This window comes from Aliishimia ponticola, from assembly GCF_004803475.1.
GTDB classification, from domain to species: domain Bacteria; phylum Pseudomonadota; class Alphaproteobacteria; order Rhodobacterales; family Rhodobacteraceae; genus Aliishimia; species Aliishimia ponticola.
In genome coordinates, this window is the sequence record NZ_SRKY01000003.1 from 574572 (window position 1) to 592051 (window position 17480).

Genomic DNA, 17480 nt, shown 5'->3' on the forward strand with positions numbered 1-17480 from the left:
GGCGGATGAAAGGGTAAATGCGCTCAAACCCCAAGGTTTTCAAGTATTATCTTGGAACGGATACGGAACCGCGACCTTTTAGGCAGGCACGCCTGCCTGCATCAGTGACACGCATGGCGCAAGCTCCGACCGTCCGTTCTGGCAGGCCCAGTCGCGCCGGTTCAGAACGCCGCCATCGGCGCGCACATCGGCCACCCGCGCCACGTCAACATCCGCATAGACCCAGCCCGGAACGCCCAAGTCGCCCACCGCGAAAATGCCGGTGTCAGGAAAGCCGCGATCGGGCGGGCCAAAGACACCCCCTGCGCCGATTGAGACATCTACCGCCTCGGACCAGTCCGCCTGCCCGACGACCGACGACATGACGGTGATACATTGCTGCTCAAGCGCGCGGGCCTGCGACCCGATCTGCACCCGCGAATAGCCTGTCAGCGCCTCGGTCACGGACGGGACCAGCAGGATTTCCGCCTCGCTCAGCGCGCGCGCCAGAAGGGGAAATTCGCTGTCATAACAGATGAGTATGCCGATCTTTCCCAGCGCGGTTTCAAAGACTTGCAGCGGATTACCCGGCACCACATCCCACGTTTCCGCTTCGAACCGGGTCATGATTTGCTTGTCCTGCACACCGACCCCACCACCGGGCGCGAAAAGCCGCGCGCGATTGACCGGGCGTCCCCGCTCTGCCGTTGGGGGCTGGCAGGCCGGACCGGAGGCGGCAAGGATATGCACACCGAACTGCGCCGACAGATGCCGGTGCAGCGCGTCGGCGTCGGGCAAGCGGTCCGACACGGCGTGCAGTGATTTCTCCAGATCGCCTGCCACATCGCGGCCCGCCAATGTCGCCAGTTCCATCGCGCCGTATTCGGGGAACACCAGCAATTCGGCCCCATGGCTCGCGGCTTCGTCCACCCATTTATGCAGCTTGTCTTCGTATTGCGCCCAACTGTCCAGGAATGACAGGGGATAGGAAGCGGTGGCGATCTTCATGGCATCAGGCTCCGACAGCGCGATCAATCGCCCCGATGCTAAACGCGTCCGTCACAAATGGCAAAGCAGCGCCGCACCGGCGCGGGCTGGTCATTCCCCGGCGATGGCGCGCGCCGCTTTCAGCTTTTCGATCCGCAAATCCGCCGTCAGGGCATGCCCTTCCATTCCCTCCAGCCGGGAAATGCGCGCTGTGGCCGACGCAACGGGCACAATCGCTTCGGGCTCCATCGTCTGCCACGTGGTGATCTTCAGGAACTTGTGGACACTAAGCCCCCCGGTATAGCGCGCCGCGCGCGATGTCGGCAGAACGTGGTTCGTGCCGCTAGCCTTGTCGCCAAAGGCCACGGTGGTGTTTTCCCCAAGGAACAGAGAGCCATAGCATTGCAGCTGCTCCAGCCACCATTCCAGATCAGACGCCTGCACCTGCAAATGCTCCGGTGCGTAGGTGTCAGCGATTCGGGCCATATCCTCGCGGGTGTCGCACAGGATGACCTCGCCCAACTGGTCCCAAGCGGCGCGAGCGGCGGCTGCGTTCAACTCAGGAAGGGACGCATAGAGGCGCGGGATGATCGCCAGAACGGCTTCGGCCAGAGGGCGATGGGTCGTGGCAAGCCAGACGGGCGAGTTCGCCCCATGCTCTGCCTGCCCGATCAAATCCCACGCTACGGTTTCGGCATCAGCGCTGGCATCGGCCAGAATCATACTGTCCGTCGGACCGGCGAACATGTCGATCCCAAGCGGGCCGAACATCTGGCGTTTGGCCTCTGCCACGAATTGGTTGCCGGGGCCGACAAGAATATCGGCGGGTGTACCACCGAAAAAGCCCATCGCCATCGCGCCAATGGCCTGCACGCCGCCCATGGCAAGAACGCGGTCCGCGCCGGCCAGATGCATCGCATAAAGCACGGCCGCAGGAATCGCCCCGTCGCGCGGCGGTGTCGCGGCAGTGATCTGACCGACGCCCGCCGCTTTGGCGGTCGCAATCGTCATCAGCGCAGAGGCAACATGTGCATAGCGCCCGCCGGGCACATAGCAGCCCGCCGATTGCACGGGGATCACGCGCTGCCCGGCGACAAGCCCCGGACGCAATTCGATTTCCGCTTCCGTAAGTGACGCGCGCTGCGCTTCGGCAAAGCGGCGGATATTGTGGTGGGCAAATTCGATGGCGCCCCGATCCGCGCTTGGAACCTCGTCGATCGCCGCTTCCAGCGTTTCGCGCGGGACCAGCACATCGCCTTCCCACCCATCGAGCGTCTTGGCGTAATCCAGCGCGGCACCCTCGCCCTCTGCCCGCATGCGCGCAAGCATATCCGCTACGATGCCGGTCACGTCTGCGCCCTCTGCCGCCTGTGCAACTGTCGCCTTCTTCAGGTAGGTCACGCCCATGATATGTTCCCACGATTAACCATGGCGACACTAGCACAGAGCCAGCAAGGAAGGGTGAAAACGCAAATTCGATTTTTTGAAATCTATTTGCGGTGAGCGCGACGGTTCCGCTTGACGACCCTGCGTCAAGTTTCCAGATTGCAAATACTCTTTGAAGGATAGCGAACATGCTGAGCAAGGGTGTCACCCTGCGCGGCCTTGAGGTCTTCGAGGCGATTTCCTCTACCGGAACCGTGGCGGGCGCGGCCAGCCTGACCGGGCTGTCACAGCCTGCTGTCAGCCAACAGTTGCGCAATCTGGAAACCGCGCTTGGCACCGATCTGATCGATCACGGCAAACGTCCCATGCGCCTGACCCCGGCCGGAGAAAGCTTTCGCCGCCGGGCCGAAGCGGCGTTGATGCAGTTGCGCCTGGCGCAGTCCGAACTGACGGTGATGGATCTGGCGCATCTCAGCTCGCTGTCGTTGGGGCTGATCGACGATTTCGACAATGACCTGACACCGCGGTTGGTGACGATCCTTGCCAAAAGCCTGACGAAATGCCGGTTCCGCCTTGTGACCGCCCCCAGCCACGAGATCACCCGCGCCATTGCGAACAAACAGTTGCACATGGCCGTGTCCGCCTCTGCCGGGCAGGTATTGCCGGGCGCCGTCGAATACCCGCTGGCGCGCGATCCGTTCATCCTTGTGGCCCCGCGCGGCACCTTGTCCGGCGTGCCAAAGGATTTCCGCGCGCTCGATGATCTGCCCTTTCTGCGCTATGACCGCGAACAGATGATCGGTCGCCAGATCGAAAGCCATCTTGCCCGCCTTCAGGTCGTCTTTCCCGACCGTTTCGAAGTCGGGTCGCATCTGGCCTTGATGGCAATGGTCGCGCATGGGCTTGGCTGGGCGATCACCACGCCGATGGGCTACATGCGCGCGGGCCGCTTTCACGAGGATGTGGAGGCGTTTGCCCTGCCCGGTCACAGGTTCTCGCGAACCATCGTTCTGTATGCCGGGGCGGATTGGGCGGGCACCGTGCCGATGGATATCGCACGCACCATGCGTCAGTTGATTCAGACCCAGATCATCGAACCCGGCCTCGTGCAATTGCCATGGCTGGCAGGGGATTTCCGGCTGCTCGACAGTTAGGCGCGCATCGCGATGGCAAGGCTGCGCACGGCACGGTCCACCAGATCCAGCACTTCTTCGAAATCGCGCGTGTAATACGGATCAGGCACATCCGTGAGGCCATCGCGCGCATAAGGCGCGAAAAGGCGGACGGGCGTAGTGTTCCCGGCAGGGCGCAGCGCCTCTATCTGCATAAGATTGTTTTCATCCATGGCGAAGATATGGGTGAAGCGGGTGAAATCATCGCGCGTGAATTGCCGGGCGCGCAGGTCTGACAGGTCAAGCCCCCGCGCCCGCGCCGCTGTTTGCATCGGGGCATAGGGCGGCTCGCCCACATGCCAATCCGACGTGCCGGCGCTGTCACAGGAAATGTCCGGGCATTGCTGGCGAAAGGCCGCTTCCGCCAGGGGGGAGCGGCAGATATTCCCGAGACAGACGAAAAGCACGTTCATAGCGCATCCTTGTCAAACCAAAGTCAGGCCAGTTTCCGCTCCGGTTTAGACCGGGGCGTTCCCCTTTGCCATTTCCCAATGCATCCAGATCGGCGGCATGAACAGCAAAAGCCAGCCAAACTGAAGATACATCACCAACATGGCCGGAACCCATGCCAGCGCGAAGAACAGGCCGATGACCCCGGCGATCCGCAGCGCGGCCATCTGCGGGACAAAGCGCAGCAGGCCAAGATGCAGCAAGCGCCCACCATCAAGGGGCTGCACGGGAATCAGGTTCAGGATGAAGAGAAACAGGTTGATATGGGCGAACATCGCCAGCTTGGAGTAGATTTCCAGCTTGAACTGCGCCGTTGCGAAATCCGCAGGAGAGAGTTGTTCGCTGAAATCGAACCCCTGCAATATCCACCACGCGCCCAGCGAGGACAGCGCCCAAAGGGCAAGGTTCACCAAAGGCCCCATTGCCACGATCAGTTCCGACTCGCGCGGGCCGGTGGCGGCGTGCTGGCAATATCCGCCGCCGCCATAGATCACCACCTTCTGGACAGGCACGCCCTGCACCCATGCGCCCCATGCGTGGCCGAATTCATGCAGGAAGATGGACAACACCACCATGCCGAACAGGATCAGACCATGGACAAAGGCATCGGGGCTGGCGACCCCGACGCCGATGAAGATCAGCGCAAGAAAGATGATGGAAGTCCCGAACTCGACCGGCACACCAAGCGGACCGTTGAAACGGAAAATCGGGGCTTCATTGCCGAACATGGGTTGCCTCTTTGAAACTGCTTCGCCTTGATTAGCGCGTATCGCAACAGAAACCAGCAAAACTATGACAGACATTGTGATTTTGACCGGGGCCGGGATTTCTGCCGAAAGTGGGCTTGGCACATTCCGGGATGAAGGCGGGCTATGGGCGCAGCACCGTATCGAAGACGTCGCCACGCCCGAAGGGTTCGCCCGCAATCCGCAGTTGGTCACTGAATTCTACAATGCGCGCCGGGCGCAGGCGGCAACGGCCAAGGCTAATGCGGCGCATGAGGCCTTGGCACGGTTGGAATCCGCGCTGGATGGCTCGGTGACGATCGTGACGCAGAATGTGGACGGGCTGCATGAACAGGCCGGTGCGCGCAATGTGCTGCATATGCACGGCCAGCTGGATCAAGCGCTGTGCGCCGTATGTGATCATCGCTGGGCGGCTCCGCTGGAGATGGTGCCCGGCATGGCCTGCCCTTCCTGCAGCGCACCGGCCGCCCGACCCGATATCGTGTGGTTCGGCGAAATCCCCTATCATATGGACGAAATCGAACAGGTGTTGTCACAGGCGGACATCTTCGTGTCGATCGGCACGTCGGGGAATGTCTACCCGGCGGCGGGCTTTGTGCAGGCGGCACGTGCCTATGGCGCGCATACGGTGGAACTGAACCTGGAGCCGTCCGAGGGGGCCAGCCTTTTTGCCGAGCAGCATGTCGGCCGCGCGACGCAGATCGTGCCCCAATGGGTAAACCGATTGCTGCGCGACGCCGCTTAGGACGCCGCGCAGCCGTCCAATCGGCCTTAGTCGGATTTGTGCCCGTGGCCGTGTTTCATGCCGTGGCCGCCTTTACGCTCATTATCCACCGGCAGTTCGACGACGATGTCACCGGCTTGTTCGAAGGTCAGCGTGATAGAGATTTTCGCCCCCTGCTCCAGCGGTGCGGGCAGGCCCATGAACATGACGTGATCGCCGCCACGGGCCAACGCATGTTCGCCCCTTGCCGGAACCGCGAAACCGTCTTCGACCTCGCGCATCTTCATCACGCCATTCGCGTCCTCGATATGCGTGTGCAACTCGACACGCGGCGCGACATCAGACGAAACCGCAACAAGCCGATCGTCGGACTCACTGTGATTCACGATGGTGAAAAAGGCCGCGCCGGTTTTGGCACCGCTGCGGGCATAGGGGTCGATGATCTCGATCTTGGCGTCATCTGCAAAGGCGGGGAGAGTCAGCAGGGCAACAGCGCCGCCTGCCAGAAATTTCGAAAAGGTCATATCGTTTCCTTGATGATGTAGGGTGTTATCTGGGGTCAGCCAAACACAGGCGGCGGTCCCCGTGCCTGCGGTGACGTTACATCAATGGAAACAACGGCCAGTCGGACCGGAATCGGATCGAATGCGACAATACCGGACGGTGCCTGCATGTCGGGCATCTGCACGCTGAGCGCGACGAAAAGCGCCTGGGCGGCATCAAAGCAAAGTTGTGGTGGGCTGGTCGGACGCCCATCGGCATCCACATAGATCACGGACGTCCCATGGCCGGTGCAAAGCACGATCTGCCCATCCGCAGGTGCGCTGACACGCGCAACCGCTGCGCCTTGCGCCGTCAGCACAAGGACAAAGCCAAACAGGATCGAAAGAACCGTTTTCATGGCACGGTTTTAACCATTTCTCGCCTTCGGGAGAAAGCGCCATAACGACACATGTCCCGGCCCATCGGGGTCACACTGGCGCGCAGTGCACAATGCGTATCCCCCGCCACCGCCGCAACAGAAAAGGCCCCGCACCGAAATGCGAGGCCCTTGAAAAGCAAGAAGGTCGGGATCAGGCCGCGGCTTGCGCCTTGACGATCTCTTTTTTGACCTTGAGTGCGTTCGCGCTCAGCTCAGTGTCTTTTGCCTTGAGCAGATACGCGTCCAGACCACCGCGGTGATCGACGGAACGCAGCGCGCTTGCGGAAATCCGCAGCTTGACACCACGGCCCAGAACTTCGGACTGCAGGGTCACATCATTCAGGTTCGGCAGAAAACGCCGACGGGTTTTGTTGTTGGCGTGGCTGACATTGTTGCCAGTCATCGGGCCTTTACCGGTCAATTCGCAAACACGCGACATGGGTCTATCCTCGTTTCTTCGGAGCAGGCCCGTCCGAACGCTCAAGCCTGCCAACGTCAAAGGGCGCTGGCCATGCAACGCCCCGGGGAATCTCGTTCGGTGTCATTAAGAGCCTCGGCAAGGCGCGTCAAGTGTTATGTGGCAGAGCCGTGCAACTGCGCCAGGACCAACTGCGCGGCGGCGGTGGGTGTGGTCTGTGCAGCGGCCACGCGCGCGCCCATTTCATCCAGCAATCTGCGTCCTTCGGGGCTGTCCAACGGGGCCAGAAGCCCCTGCCGCACATCCTCTGCCAGCCAATAGCGGGCCTGCGCGGCGCGCGCGTGGTCCCAGTGGCCTTCGGAGCGGCGCCACGCCACAAGGGTCTGCATTGCGTCCCACGCGGTCTCCAGCCCCGATTGATCCAGCGCCGACACCATCATCGCCTGCGGATAATCCTGCGGATCCTGTGGGCGCTTGCGCAGCAGACGAAGCGCCCCGGCGTAATCGGCGCAAGTCCGCATCGCGACGGGCTTAAGATCGCCATCCGCCTTATTCACCAAGATGAGGTCAGCCATCTCCATGATGCCGCGTTTGACCCCCTGCAACTCGTCGCCGCCCGCCGGGGCCAGCAGCAGCACGAAAACATCCGAAAGCTGGGCTGCCACAGTCTCCGACTGGCCGACGCCAACGGTCTCGATCAGGACCACGTCGAAACCGGCCGCTTCGCACAGGCTCACAGCTTCGCGGGTACGACGCCCGACCCCGCCAAGATGCGATTGGCTGGGCGACGGGCGGATAAAGGCGTTGGGATCACGCGCCAGGCGATCCATTCGGGTCTTGTCCCCAAGGATGGAGCCCCCCGTCCGGGCCGAGGACGGGTCGATTGCCAACACGGCGACGCGCAGCCCACGTTCCGTCAACATCGACCCGAAACTTTCAATGAAGGTCGATTTCCCGACACCCGGCGTCCCCGACAGGGCAATACGCACCGCCTGACGGTCTTTCGGCAAGGCTTCGAGCAGATCGAGCGCCTGCGCGCGGTGATCCGCGCGCCCGCTTTCCACCAAGGTGATCGCACGGGCCAGCGCACGGCGCTCGCCAGCGACAAGGCGGGACTTGAGGTCTTCCGTATTCATACGCCGTTGATGGCGCGGCACCGCGTCAAGAGCAAGCCGGAAACCGATGCCGGGCCGGACATCCAGCCACAGGCGACCGGAAACTGACACAGTTTCCGGTCCGTTTTCTGTGCCAGAAAACGGGCCCTACACATGCCGGGCGCACTTGGTTAGGAAACAGCATGGACTTGCCGATTTCCGACATTCTGGACGACATAACCGGGGCACTGGCCACGCATGGCCGGGCTGTGGTTCAGGCGCCGCCGGGCGCGGGCAAGACCACGATGGTGCCGCTGCACCTGTTACCGCATGTCGATGGGCGCATTCTTGTATTGGAACCGCGCCGCCTTGCCGCCCGCCACGCGGCAGAGCGTATGGCCACCCTGCACGGCACAGCTGTGGGCGACATCGTAGGCTACCGGATGCGCGGCGAGGCGAAAACTTCGCGCACCACCCGGATCGAGGTCGTGACCGAAGGCATCCTCACCCGGATGCTGCAATCGGAGCCGGACCTGCCCGGTGTCGGCCTTGTCATATTCGACGAATTCCACGAACGCTCGCTCAACGCCGATCTGGGACTGGCGCTTTGTCTTGAGGTCTGCGGCGCGCTGCGGGATGATCTAAAGCTGCTGGTCATGTCGGCCACGCTCGACGCGGCGCCCGTGGCCGAACTGATGCGCGCGCCGATCCTGACCTCGGAAGGGCGCAGCTTTCCCGTCGACATACGCCATCTTCCGCGCCCCCTGCCCCCCGGACGGTGGGAGCCCGCCTTTCACGACCTGCTGGCAGAGGCGATCTCGCAGACCAGCGGGGGCGTTCTGGCCTTCCTGCCGGGGGAGCCGGAAATCCGCCGCGCCCAGTCCGCGCTGACGCGCCGCCTGCCGCCCGATTGCGTGATACTACCGCTTTACGGGAACCTGCCCTTCAAGGATCAGCGCCGCGCCACCAGCCTCTTGGACACGGGGCGCAAGGTCGTGCTGGCCACCTCCATCGCGGAAACCTCGCTGACATTGCCCGATATTTCGGTCGTGGTCGATGCGGGCCGCGCACGGCGTGCCCGGTTCGATCCCGGCTCAGGCATGTCGCGGCTGGTCACCGAACGCGCCTCGCGGGCAGAGGCGACGCAGCGCGCCGGACGGGCGGGCCGCGTCGGACCGGGCATCTGCTTTCGGCTGTGGACCGCTGGCGAGGAAGGCGCGATGGCCGCCTTCGCCCCGGCAGAGATCGAGACCGCTGACCTTGCACCGCTGGCCTTGGAACTGGCCGCATGGGGCGACGCCCCCGATGCGCTGTCTTTCCTCACGCAGCCCCCCGCTGGCACCTATGCAGAGGCCCGCGCGCTGCTGCATATGCTGGGCGCTTTGGACGCAAGCGGCCGCATCACGCCGCACGGGCAGGCGCTGTCCGGATTTCCGCTGCACCCGCGCCTTGGTCACATGCTGCTGACCGCCGGACCGCAGGCGGCGCCCCTGGCCGCGCTGCTGTCGGATCGCGATCCGCTGCCAGAGGCCGGCGCGGATATCGGCGCCCGCCTCAAAGCGCTGTCCGAAGGTGCCAAATCGCCCGGCTTTGCCCGCATCCGAACGGAAGCGCGCCGCCTCGAAAAGATGGCCCCAAAGCACCAGACAGACCCGTTGGAGCCGGGCGAAATGGCCGCGCTGGCCTATCCCGACCGGGTCGGCCTGCGCCGCAAGGGCGATGCGCCGCGCTACCTTTTGTCGGGCGGCAAGGGCGCGCATTTCCGCGAGGGCGACGCCATGGGCACGCTGCGCCTGCTGGTCGCCACCGATATGGACGGCGCGCAACGAGAGGCGCGCATCCGGCAGGCGGCGCCGCTTACCGAAACCGGGCTGCGGGCGCTCTTTCCCGATCAGATCGGCTGGCAGAACGCCTGCGAATGGTCCCGGCGCGAGGGCCGCGTCACCGCGCGGCAGCAGGAGCGGTTCGGTGCGCTCGTACTACAGGACCGGGCGTGGAAAGACGTTGACCCGGACCTTGCCGCGCGTGCCTTTCTGGATGGCGTCCGGCAGCTTGGCATAACCGACAGCGCCGCCACTGCCCGGTTCCGGGCGCGTGTGCGGCTGGCCCGCGCAGCGGGGCATGATCTGCCGGATATGTCGGATGACGCCCTGTTGACCGGGTTGGAGGACTGGCTGCTGCCGCATGTGACCGGGATGCGTAGCGCCGAGGATTGGCGAGGCTTCAACCTCTTGCCCGCGCTGACCGCAATGCTGGACTGGCCACAGACGCAGTTGCTGGACCGGGTCGCGCCCGCGCAGGTGACCACGCCGCTGGGCCGGAATATCCCGGTCAATTACGCCGAAGAGACGCCAACCATCGAAGTTCGGCTGCAAGAGATGTTCGGCACCACGCGTCACCCGCAGGTCGCCGGGCAGCCGCTGCGTGTGACGCTGCTGTCTCCGGCGGGGCGGCCAGTGCAGACCACGATGGATATTCCGGGCTTCTGGGCCACAAGCTATGCCGATGTGCGCAAGGACATGCGCGGGCGCTACCCGAAACATCCGTGGCCCGAAGACCCGACAACCGCCGATCCGACCCTACGGGCCAAACGGCGCGGGACATAGCCCCCGCCGCGCGTCCGTTTAGCGATCCGCCCCGGACGGGGCAGGTGCGCCGCCACCGCCACCACCACCGCCGCCGAAGATGTCGTTCAGCACTTGGTTGAGGATATTCTGCGCCCCCCCTTGCCCGCTGATCGGCGGCGGACGCCCTTCGTCATACAACACTTCGCCCGACGGCCCGCTTGGCCCCATCATCGGCAATGGCTGCGGGGCCAGACCATCATGGACACCGATCATCACCTCGCGCCAGATTTCCGCCGGCAACCCGCCGCCGGTCACACCGGTCAGCGGCGTGTTGTCGTCATAGCCCATCCAGACCCCCGCCACGTAATCAGCGGTGAAACCTACGAACCACGCATCACGGGCAGCTTGTGTCGTTCCGGTCTTGCCTGCGATCTGCCAGCCGCCGAACTGCGCCCGCGCGCCGGTGCCCTCGGAAACGACTTTTTCCATCATCCAGACCAGTTGCTGTGCCGCCTGCTGCTGGATCACGCGTTCTTGGATGCCGCCTGTGGCCTCCATCAGCGGCGCGTCATCCCCGGCCATTCGCAGTTCCACCAGACCATAGGGCTTCACGGCGGAACCGCCGTTCAGGATACCCGCATAAGCGCCGGTCATATTAAGAAGTGTGCTTTCCGACGCGCCTAGCGCCAGCGCCGGGCCAGCGGCAAGGTCACTGTCCAGCCCGAACGCCGCCGCCACCTGCCGCACCAGATCGCGGCCCACCGCTTCGGAGATTTTCACCGCCGGGATATTGAGCGATTCCCTGAGCGCCTCGGCCACGGTCACAGGACCGGAGAACCGGTTGGTATAGTTGCGCGGGCACCATTCGCCCGATCCGGGGATATTCAGGCAATAAGGTTCATCCACCACGGTATCGAGAGGGCTGTAGCCCAGATCCAGCGCGGCAGCATAGACAAAGGGCTTGAACGCCGACCCGGTTTGCCGCTTGGCCTGCACAGCACGGTTGAACGCGCCGGACACCTTGGTCTTGCGCCCGCCGACCATGGCGCGCACCGCACCATCGGCGCTCATCACCACCACGGCAGCCTGCGCCTTGGAGCCGGGGCGAACTTTCTCGTCGAAGACCTTCTTCACCCCGGCTTCGGCGGCCTCTTGCAGGCGCTGATCCAAGGTCGTGCGGATCACCACATCCGCGGTGGTCGTGGTAAAGAACTCAGGCGCATCGGACATCACCCAATCGGCGAAATAGCCGCCCGCGCGCTTTTCAGCGGCTTCCGACAGGGTCGCGGGGTTGTCCTGAAAGGTCTGCTCCTGCGCGGCGCTGATATAGCCCTGTTCGCGCATCAGACGCAGTACAGTGGCCGCCCGCGCTTGCGACCGTTCGATATCAGAGGTCGGCGCCAAGGCAGACGGCGCTGTCAGCAGGCCCGCAAGCATTGCCGCCTCTGCCGGGTTGGCCGCGTTGGCCGGCTTCCCGAAATAGCGCTGCGTTGCGGCTTCGGCCCCATACGCGCCGCCCCCAAAGTAGGCGCGGTTCAGATAGATCGAGAGGATCTCGTTCTTGGAATACTTCAACTCCATCGCAAGCGCATAGATCGCCTCTTCCGCCTTGCGCTGAACGGACCCACGGCGGCAATCCGCGACGTATTCCTTTTCGCTTTTCCACTCGGCCGGGTCGAACTCCCGCCCAAGGCAAAGCAGTTTGGCCGTCTGCTGGGTGATGGTGGAACCGCCATGCCCGGAAAGCGGGCCGCGCCCCTCGCTCAGGTTGATGCGCACGGCGCTGGCGATGCCGCGCGGGCTGACACCGAAATGGCGGTAAAAGCGTTTGTCCTCGGTCGCGATGACCGCGTTCTTGAGATGGGGGCTGACACTATCGGCAGTGACCGCGCCGCCATATTGGTCGCCGCGCCACGCGAACACTGCGCCGTCCCGATCCAAAAGCGTCACCGATCCGCGCGCCCGCCCGTCCAGCAGCTTTTCGACAGGAGGCAGGGAAGTGTAGTTGTAGCCCACCAGCAGCCCAAGAACGATGGCGACCAGCACTCCGGTCCGCCAGACGATCTTCCAGATCAGTCGCAGAACCCAACCGATGACAAAACGGAAAAACCCGACAATGCCGCCACGGCGCGGCGTGCGCGTTGCTTTCCGGCGCTTTGTCTTGCCAGCCGGTTTCTTTTTCGCCGCCGCTTTCTTGGAATAGCGCCTGTCGGCCACGAGCGGCTTCTTGCCGCGCGATGAATCACTCATGAAAGACCCCTGCCCGGCCCGTTGTTTTGGGTAATATAGCCCGTGTTGGGCCGGATGTTGAGAGAGCGCGGCCCAAGATCACGTTTTCACACCGCCCAAAATTTGAGCACACGCCATATACAGCGTAAATTTTAGGCATATGCCTAGCAAATTTGCGGCAATTTACGCGACTGCACTCCCCCCTTCTTCGCCGTTTGGAGTTTTCTGCAACGGCCAAGGCGCAGCACGTGCTGCGAGAGATAGTTAACCAGAGGGGAACAGGGTGAAACTGATCATAGCGACAATCAAACCGTTCAAGCTGGAGGAAGTGCGCGAAGCACTGACCGAAGCCGGCGTGCGGGGCATGATGGTGACCGAAATCAAGGGCTTCGGCTCGCAGTCGGGGCATACGGAAATCTATCGCGGTGCCGAATACGCCGTGAACTTCGTGCCGAAAATCAAAATCGAAGTCGTGGTTCCCGCCACGATGGCAGACCAGATCGCTGAAACCATCACAAAGACGGCCCAGACCGGCAAGATCGGCGACGGCAAGATTTTTGTGCTCGACGTGGAACAAGCGATCCGCGTGCGTACGGGCGAAACAAACGAAGACGCGCTCTAAACCGCGCCTCACGGGACCAAGGGATGACCAAACAAATGAAATCTTTGAAAACGCTTACCGCTGCCGCAGCCTTGTCGGTGCTGCCTTTCGCAGCATTCGCTCAGGACGCGGCGCCTGGGTTCGACGAGATCGGACCCTATATCATGACGACCCTGCTGTTCTGCATGGCCGGCTTCCTCGTCTTCTTCATGGCTGCGGGCTTTGCCATGCTGGAAGGAGGTCTGGTGCGTTCCAAGAACGTGACCATGCAGATGACCAAGAACATCGCGCTCTTCTCCATCGCGGCGATCATGTACTGGCTCGTCGGCTTCAACCTGATGTATCCGGGCGACTTCAACGGCTATGTCGGCGGCTTCTTCAACATCACCGTGCTTGACCCGGTGGGTGTTGCGGCTGCGGATGCTGCGCTTGACTATGCGTCTGTCGGCTCCGACTTCTTCTTCCAGCTCGTGTTTGTTGCTGCGACGGCCTCCATCGTGTCCGGCGCACTGGCCGAGCGGATCAAACTGTGGCCCTTCCTCGTCTTCACTGTCATCCTGACAGGCTTCATGTACCCGATCTCCGGTTCGTGGAAATGGGGCGGCGGCTGGCTTGATGCGGCTGGTTTCCAGGACTTCGCGGGTTCCACAGTTGTGCACTCCGTAGGTGGCTGGGCCGCTCTGGCAGGTGCGATCGTTCTGGGTCCGCGTCTGGGCAAATACAAGGATGGCCGCGTCAATCCGATGCCGGGTTCCAACCTTGCGCTGGCAACACTGGGTACGTTCATCCTGTGGCTGGGCTGGTTCGGCTTCAATGGCGGCTCGCAGCTGGCAATGGGCACCGTGGGTGACGTTTCCGACGTGTCCCGCATCTTCGCCAACACCAACATGGCAGCTGCTGCCGGTGCCGTAACCGCGCTGATCCTGACGCAAGTCCTGTATCAGAAGCCTGACCTGACCATGGTGCTGAACGGCGCGCTGGCCGGTCTGGTGTCGATCACCGCTGAACCGCTGGCACCGTCGCTCTTCGGTGCGCTGTGGATCGGTGCAATCGGTGGTATCATCGTTGTTCTGACGGTTCCGATGCTCGACAAGCTGAAAATCGACGACGTTGTCGGTGCGATCCCGGTTCACCTGTTCGCAGGCATCTGGGGCACAATCGCCGTGATCTTCTACAACGGTGACGCAACCATCGCAGGCCAGCTGACAGGTATCGTCGCATACGGCGTGTTCACCTTCGTCGCATCGCTGATCGTGTGGTTCATCCTGAAAGCGACCATGGGCATCCGTGTGAGCGAAGAGGACGAGATCAACGGTCTCGACATGTCCGAACTGGGGATGGAAGCCTATCCCGAATTCACAAACGGCTGAGTCTCCTTCCTCTCGGCTATGACTGGCCCGGGCGTCTTCGCCCGGGCCTTTTTCTTTGCAAGAACGGTCTTGCGCCCGGTTAGCAGGACTGCATCAGCACGGCCTTGCCGGACAGGGCCGGATCGGTCACGGCCCGCGCCAAAAGCGCCGCCACGTCGCCGCGCGCAGCCTCCGCGCCCGGATCGACATCGTCGCCCAGCCGCACATCGCGCCGCCCGTCCCGTTCCGTCAGTGCGACGGGGCGCAGGATGGCATAGTCCAGCCCAGAACCCATCAGATACTCATCCGCGTCGTGCTTGGCTTGCAGGTAATGAGCCATATCCTCACCCGCTTGCTGCGGGTTGTCCGCACCGACGCTGCTGAGCATGACAAAGCGCTGGACGCCCGCCTGCTTGGCCACATCCACCAAATCTATCGCGCCGTCGCGGTCGATCTTGTCGGTCATCTCCGGCCCGGTGCTGCTGCCCGACCCGGCGGCAAAGATCACCGCATCGCAGCCGTCACAAGCGTCATCGGACAGGTTCGTCAAATCCTGGGTACGCTGTGCGACACCTCGCGGCAATTCACTGGTGTCAGAGCTTTCGCGCACCATCGCAATTGGCTCGTGGCCTTGTTCGGCCAGTTCACGCACGACCCGCAGGCCGGTTTTCCCGGTGGCTCCAGCAACGAGGACTTTCATGGCAATTCTCCCTTTCATCGGGTGACAAATTGGAAGCGGCGAAGGCTTAACCTCCGCCGCCGGTTCAATCTGCCAACGCCTCAGCGCCGGGAGCGTTCCATGAATTCGTGATCAGATACCGCAGTCGATGATCGCTTGCGCCAGAATCGGCACGGTTTGCTTGTTGAGGCCGGCGATGTTCATCCGGCTGTCGCCAACCATGTAGATGCCGTGATCCACACGCAGTTTTTCAACCAGCTCCGGCGTGGTGCCGAGCCGCGAGAACATCCCACGGTGTTGGGCCAGGAACCCGAACCGGTCAGAGCCCGAAAGCCGCCGCAGCTCATTCGCGAGCTCTTCGCGCAGGCCCAGCATGGACAGGCGCACGTCTTCCAGTTCGGCCTGCCAGTCGGCACGCAATTCGGCATCCGTCAGCACTGCCGTCACGATCCGCGCACCGTGATCGGGCGGGAAGGAATAATTCTGGCGGTTCAGGAAGGCCAATGTCCCTTGGTTAAGCGCCTTCGCGCCCGTGTCCTGCGCGATCAGCATCAGCAGGCCGGTACGTTCGCGGTAAACGCCGAAATTCTTGGAACAGCTTGCCGCGATCAGCAATTCGGGCAGCGCGGCGGCCAGTTTACGGGTTGCGGCCGCGTCTTCTTCCAGCCCGTCGCCAAAGCCTTGATACGCGATATCGACCATCGCGGTGGCGCCGCTGTTCTGCAAGGACGCGATGATCGCATCCCAATCGGCAGAGTTCGGGTTCGCCCCGGTCGGGTTGTGGCAGCAGCCATGCAGCAGCACGACATCGCCCGGCCCCGCTTTGCCGATGTCTTCCAGCATACCCGCAATGTCGACGCCGCGCGTTTCCCCATCGAAATAGCGATAGGGCACGACTTCCATCCCGAGGTATTTCAGGATCGACAGATGGTTGGGCCATGTGGGATCGGAAACGAAGACGCGTGCGCCCGGACGGGCCATCTTGATGGCTTCGAACGCCTGACGACACGCGCCAGTGCCGCCCGGTGTGGCCACGGCGGCAATCGTGTCGCGGGCAACCGCACCCGCAAGGATCAGGTCGATCATCGCGTCGGCAAAGGCCGGATCGCCTGCCAGCCCGGTATAGGACTTGGTGTCCTGCGTTTCCCAGACTTTCTTCTCGGCCGCTTTGACGGCGCGCATGATCGGCGTCTGCCCGTCCGCATTCTTGTAAACGCCAACGCCAAGGTCGATCTTCTGTTCGCGCGGGTCTTCGCGGAACATCTGCATCAACATCAGGATTTTGTCGGCAGGCTGGGCTTGAAGCGTTTCGAACATCATGCGTCTCCGGTGGCAACGGGAAGGGTCGGGAACTGGCCCCATTCGGACCAGGACCCGTCGTAAAGGGACCAATCTGACTTGCCCATCCGCTCCATCGCGAGGGCAAGGATCGCGGCGGTCACGCCGGACCCACAGGTCGTGATGGCGGGTTTGGACAAATCGACGCCAGCCGCTTCGAAGGCCGCGCGCAGATCGTCCGGGGACTTCATCGTCTGATCCGGGTTCAAAAGCACACCGAATGGCACGCTTTTGGAGCCAGGGATATGCCCACCGCGCAGACCGGGACGCGGTTCTGCCGCATCGCCGCGGAATCGTTCGGTGGAGCGCGCATCGACGATCTCTGCATCGCCCAGCTTGGAGGCCTGACTGACCTGCGTCACATCGCGCACAAGGTGGTTCTGGACCCGCACGACCATGTGGCGGTCGCGGATCACGGGATCGAGATCCTCCACCGGGTGCCCTTCGGCCTGCCATTTGGGCAAGCCACCATCCAGCACCGCAACATCGTCATGGCCCATAAGCTTGAACAGCCACCAGACCCGCGCCGCGGACATCAGCCCCGCGCCGTCATAAACCACGACCTGATGGCCGTCACCGACGCCCATTGCGCGCATCCGCGATGTGAACTTTTCTGGGCTTGGGGCCATATGCGGCAAATCCGACCGGAGATCCGAAATCTCGTCGATGTCAAAGAACCGCGCGTTGGGAATATGGGCCGCGTCATATTCGGCCTTGGGATCGCGTCCGGCATCGGGCAAATACCAAGACCCGTCCAGAATCCGCAGATCGGGGTTCTTCAGATGGGCCGCCAGCCATTCGGTCGAAACCAGTGTTTTCGGGTCGTCGGACATCTCTTC

17 protein-coding genes are annotated in these 17480 nt (G+C 63.0%); 5 read left to right on the forward strand and 12 right to left on the reverse strand.

Annotated elements, in window-relative coordinates:
• Window positions 1-78: 78 nt before the first annotated feature.
• The gene (locus tag E4Z66_RS13945) at window positions 79-987 is read right to left on the reverse strand and encodes a carbon-nitrogen hydrolase family protein (RefSeq protein ID WP_136463620.1); all 909 of its coding nucleotides are present in this window, start codon (window positions 985-987) and stop codon (window positions 79-81) included.
• 90 nt (window positions 988-1077) lie between these two features.
• The gene (gene hisD, locus E4Z66_RS13950; RefSeq protein ID WP_136463621.1) at window positions 1078-2373 is read right to left on the reverse strand and encodes a histidinol dehydrogenase; all 1296 of its coding nucleotides are present in this window, start codon (window positions 2371-2373) and stop codon (window positions 1078-1080) included.
• Window positions 2374-2540: 167 nt separating this feature from the next.
• Between hisD and E4Z66_RS13955 the strand changes: the two genes are divergently transcribed.
• Window positions 2541-3506 (forward strand): LysR family transcriptional regulator, encoded by a 966-nt coding sequence (locus E4Z66_RS13955; protein WP_136463622.1) that lies wholly within the window; start codon window positions 2541-2543, stop codon window positions 3504-3506.
• On the opposite strand, the gene E4Z66_RS13960 is transcribed toward E4Z66_RS13955, so the two are convergent.
• Together E4Z66_RS13960 and E4Z66_RS13965 are read right to left on the reverse strand one after the other, a co-directional pair.
• Window positions 3503-3937: a low molecular weight protein-tyrosine-phosphatase gene (locus E4Z66_RS13960; RefSeq protein ID WP_136463623.1), complete on the reverse strand. Its 435-nt coding sequence runs from the start codon at window positions 3935-3937 to the stop codon at window positions 3503-3505. The two genes, E4Z66_RS13955 and E4Z66_RS13960, sit on opposite strands and share 4 nt — an antisense overlap.
• A gap of 45 nt (window positions 3938-3982) precedes the next feature.
• The gene (locus tag E4Z66_RS13965) at window positions 3983-4702 is read right to left on the reverse strand and encodes a site-2 protease family protein (protein ID WP_168797806.1); all 720 of its coding nucleotides are present in this window, start codon (window positions 4700-4702) and stop codon (window positions 3983-3985) included.
• Window positions 4703-4766: 64 nt separating this feature from the next.
• Between E4Z66_RS13965 and E4Z66_RS13970 the strand changes: the two genes are divergently transcribed.
• Entirely contained in the window at window positions 4767-5465 is a 699-nt protein-coding gene (locus E4Z66_RS13970; RefSeq protein WP_136463625.1) for an NAD-dependent deacylase, read from the forward strand.
• 26 nt (window positions 5466-5491) lie between these two features.
• Here the strand turns inward: E4Z66_RS13970 and E4Z66_RS13975 are convergent, their stop codons facing one another.
• The 4 genes from E4Z66_RS13975 to meaB form a co-directional block, all read right to left on the reverse strand.
• Window positions 5492-5968, reverse strand: a complete 477-nt coding sequence (locus tag E4Z66_RS13975) for a copper chaperone PCu(A)C (protein WP_136463626.1) — start codon at window positions 5966-5968, stop codon at window positions 5492-5494.
• Between the two features lie 35 nt (window positions 5969-6003).
• Window positions 6004-6345 carry a hypothetical protein gene (locus E4Z66_RS13980; RefSeq protein WP_136463627.1) on the reverse strand — a complete coding sequence of 114 codons (342 nt, stop codon included), beginning with the start codon at window positions 6343-6345 and terminating at the stop codon, window positions 6004-6006.
• Between the two features lie 172 nt (window positions 6346-6517).
• A complete protein-coding gene (rpmB, locus tag E4Z66_RS13985; RefSeq protein ID WP_136463628.1) occupies window positions 6518-6805 on the reverse strand; it encodes a 50S ribosomal protein L28 in 288 nt (95 codons plus the stop codon).
• Window positions 6806-6939: 134 nt separating this feature from the next.
• Entirely contained in the window at window positions 6940-7920 is a 981-nt protein-coding gene (gene meaB, locus E4Z66_RS13990; protein WP_136463629.1) for a methylmalonyl Co-A mutase-associated GTPase MeaB, read from the reverse strand.
• 161 nt (window positions 7921-8081) lie between these two features.
• Here meaB and hrpB point away from each other — a divergent pair, with 161 nt between their 5' ends.
• Window positions 8082-10484, forward strand: coding sequence for an ATP-dependent helicase HrpB (hrpB, locus tag E4Z66_RS13995; protein WP_136463630.1), 2403 nt, complete (start codon window positions 8082-8084; stop codon window positions 10482-10484).
• An 18-nt stretch (window positions 10485-10502) separates the two neighbouring features.
• Here the strand turns inward: hrpB and E4Z66_RS14000 are convergent, their stop codons facing one another.
• Complete coding sequence (locus tag E4Z66_RS14000; protein WP_136463631.1) at window positions 10503-12695, reverse strand: transglycosylase domain-containing protein; 2193 nt, start codon at window positions 12693-12695, stop codon at window positions 10503-10505.
• Window positions 12696-12957: 262 nt separating this feature from the next.
• On the opposite strand from E4Z66_RS14000, the gene E4Z66_RS14005 reads away from it, so the two are divergent.
• Both E4Z66_RS14005 and E4Z66_RS14010 read left to right on the forward strand, forming a co-directional pair.
• A complete protein-coding gene (locus tag E4Z66_RS14005; RefSeq protein ID WP_136463632.1) occupies window positions 12958-13296 on the forward strand; it encodes a P-II family nitrogen regulator in 339 nt (112 codons plus the stop codon).
• A gap of 35 nt (window positions 13297-13331) precedes the next feature.
• Window positions 13332-14645: an ammonium transporter gene (locus tag E4Z66_RS14010; protein WP_136463633.1), complete on the forward strand. Its 1314-nt coding sequence runs from the start codon at window positions 13332-13334 to the stop codon at window positions 14643-14645.
• Window positions 14646-14724: 79 nt separating this feature from the next.
• Here E4Z66_RS14010 and E4Z66_RS14015 read toward each other — a convergent pair whose 3' ends face one another.
• The 3 genes from E4Z66_RS14015 to sseA all read right to left on the reverse strand — a co-directional run bounded on the left by E4Z66_RS14015 (window position 14725) and on the right by sseA (window position 17474).
• Window positions 14725-15324 carry an SDR family oxidoreductase gene (locus E4Z66_RS14015; protein WP_136463634.1) on the reverse strand — a complete coding sequence of 200 codons (600 nt, stop codon included), beginning with the start codon at window positions 15322-15324 and terminating at the stop codon, window positions 14725-14727.
• 111 nt (window positions 15325-15435) lie between these two features.
• The gene (locus E4Z66_RS14020) at window positions 15436-16620 is read right to left on the reverse strand and encodes an amino acid aminotransferase (protein ID WP_136463635.1); all 1185 of its coding nucleotides are present in this window, start codon (window positions 16618-16620) and stop codon (window positions 15436-15438) included.
• Window positions 16620-17474: a 3-mercaptopyruvate sulfurtransferase gene (sseA, locus tag E4Z66_RS14025; protein ID WP_136463636.1), complete on the reverse strand. Its 855-nt coding sequence runs from the start codon at window positions 17472-17474 to the stop codon at window positions 16620-16622. Before sseA ends, E4Z66_RS14020 begins: the two co-directional genes overlap by 1 nt.
• Window positions 17475-17480 lie beyond the last annotated feature (6 nt).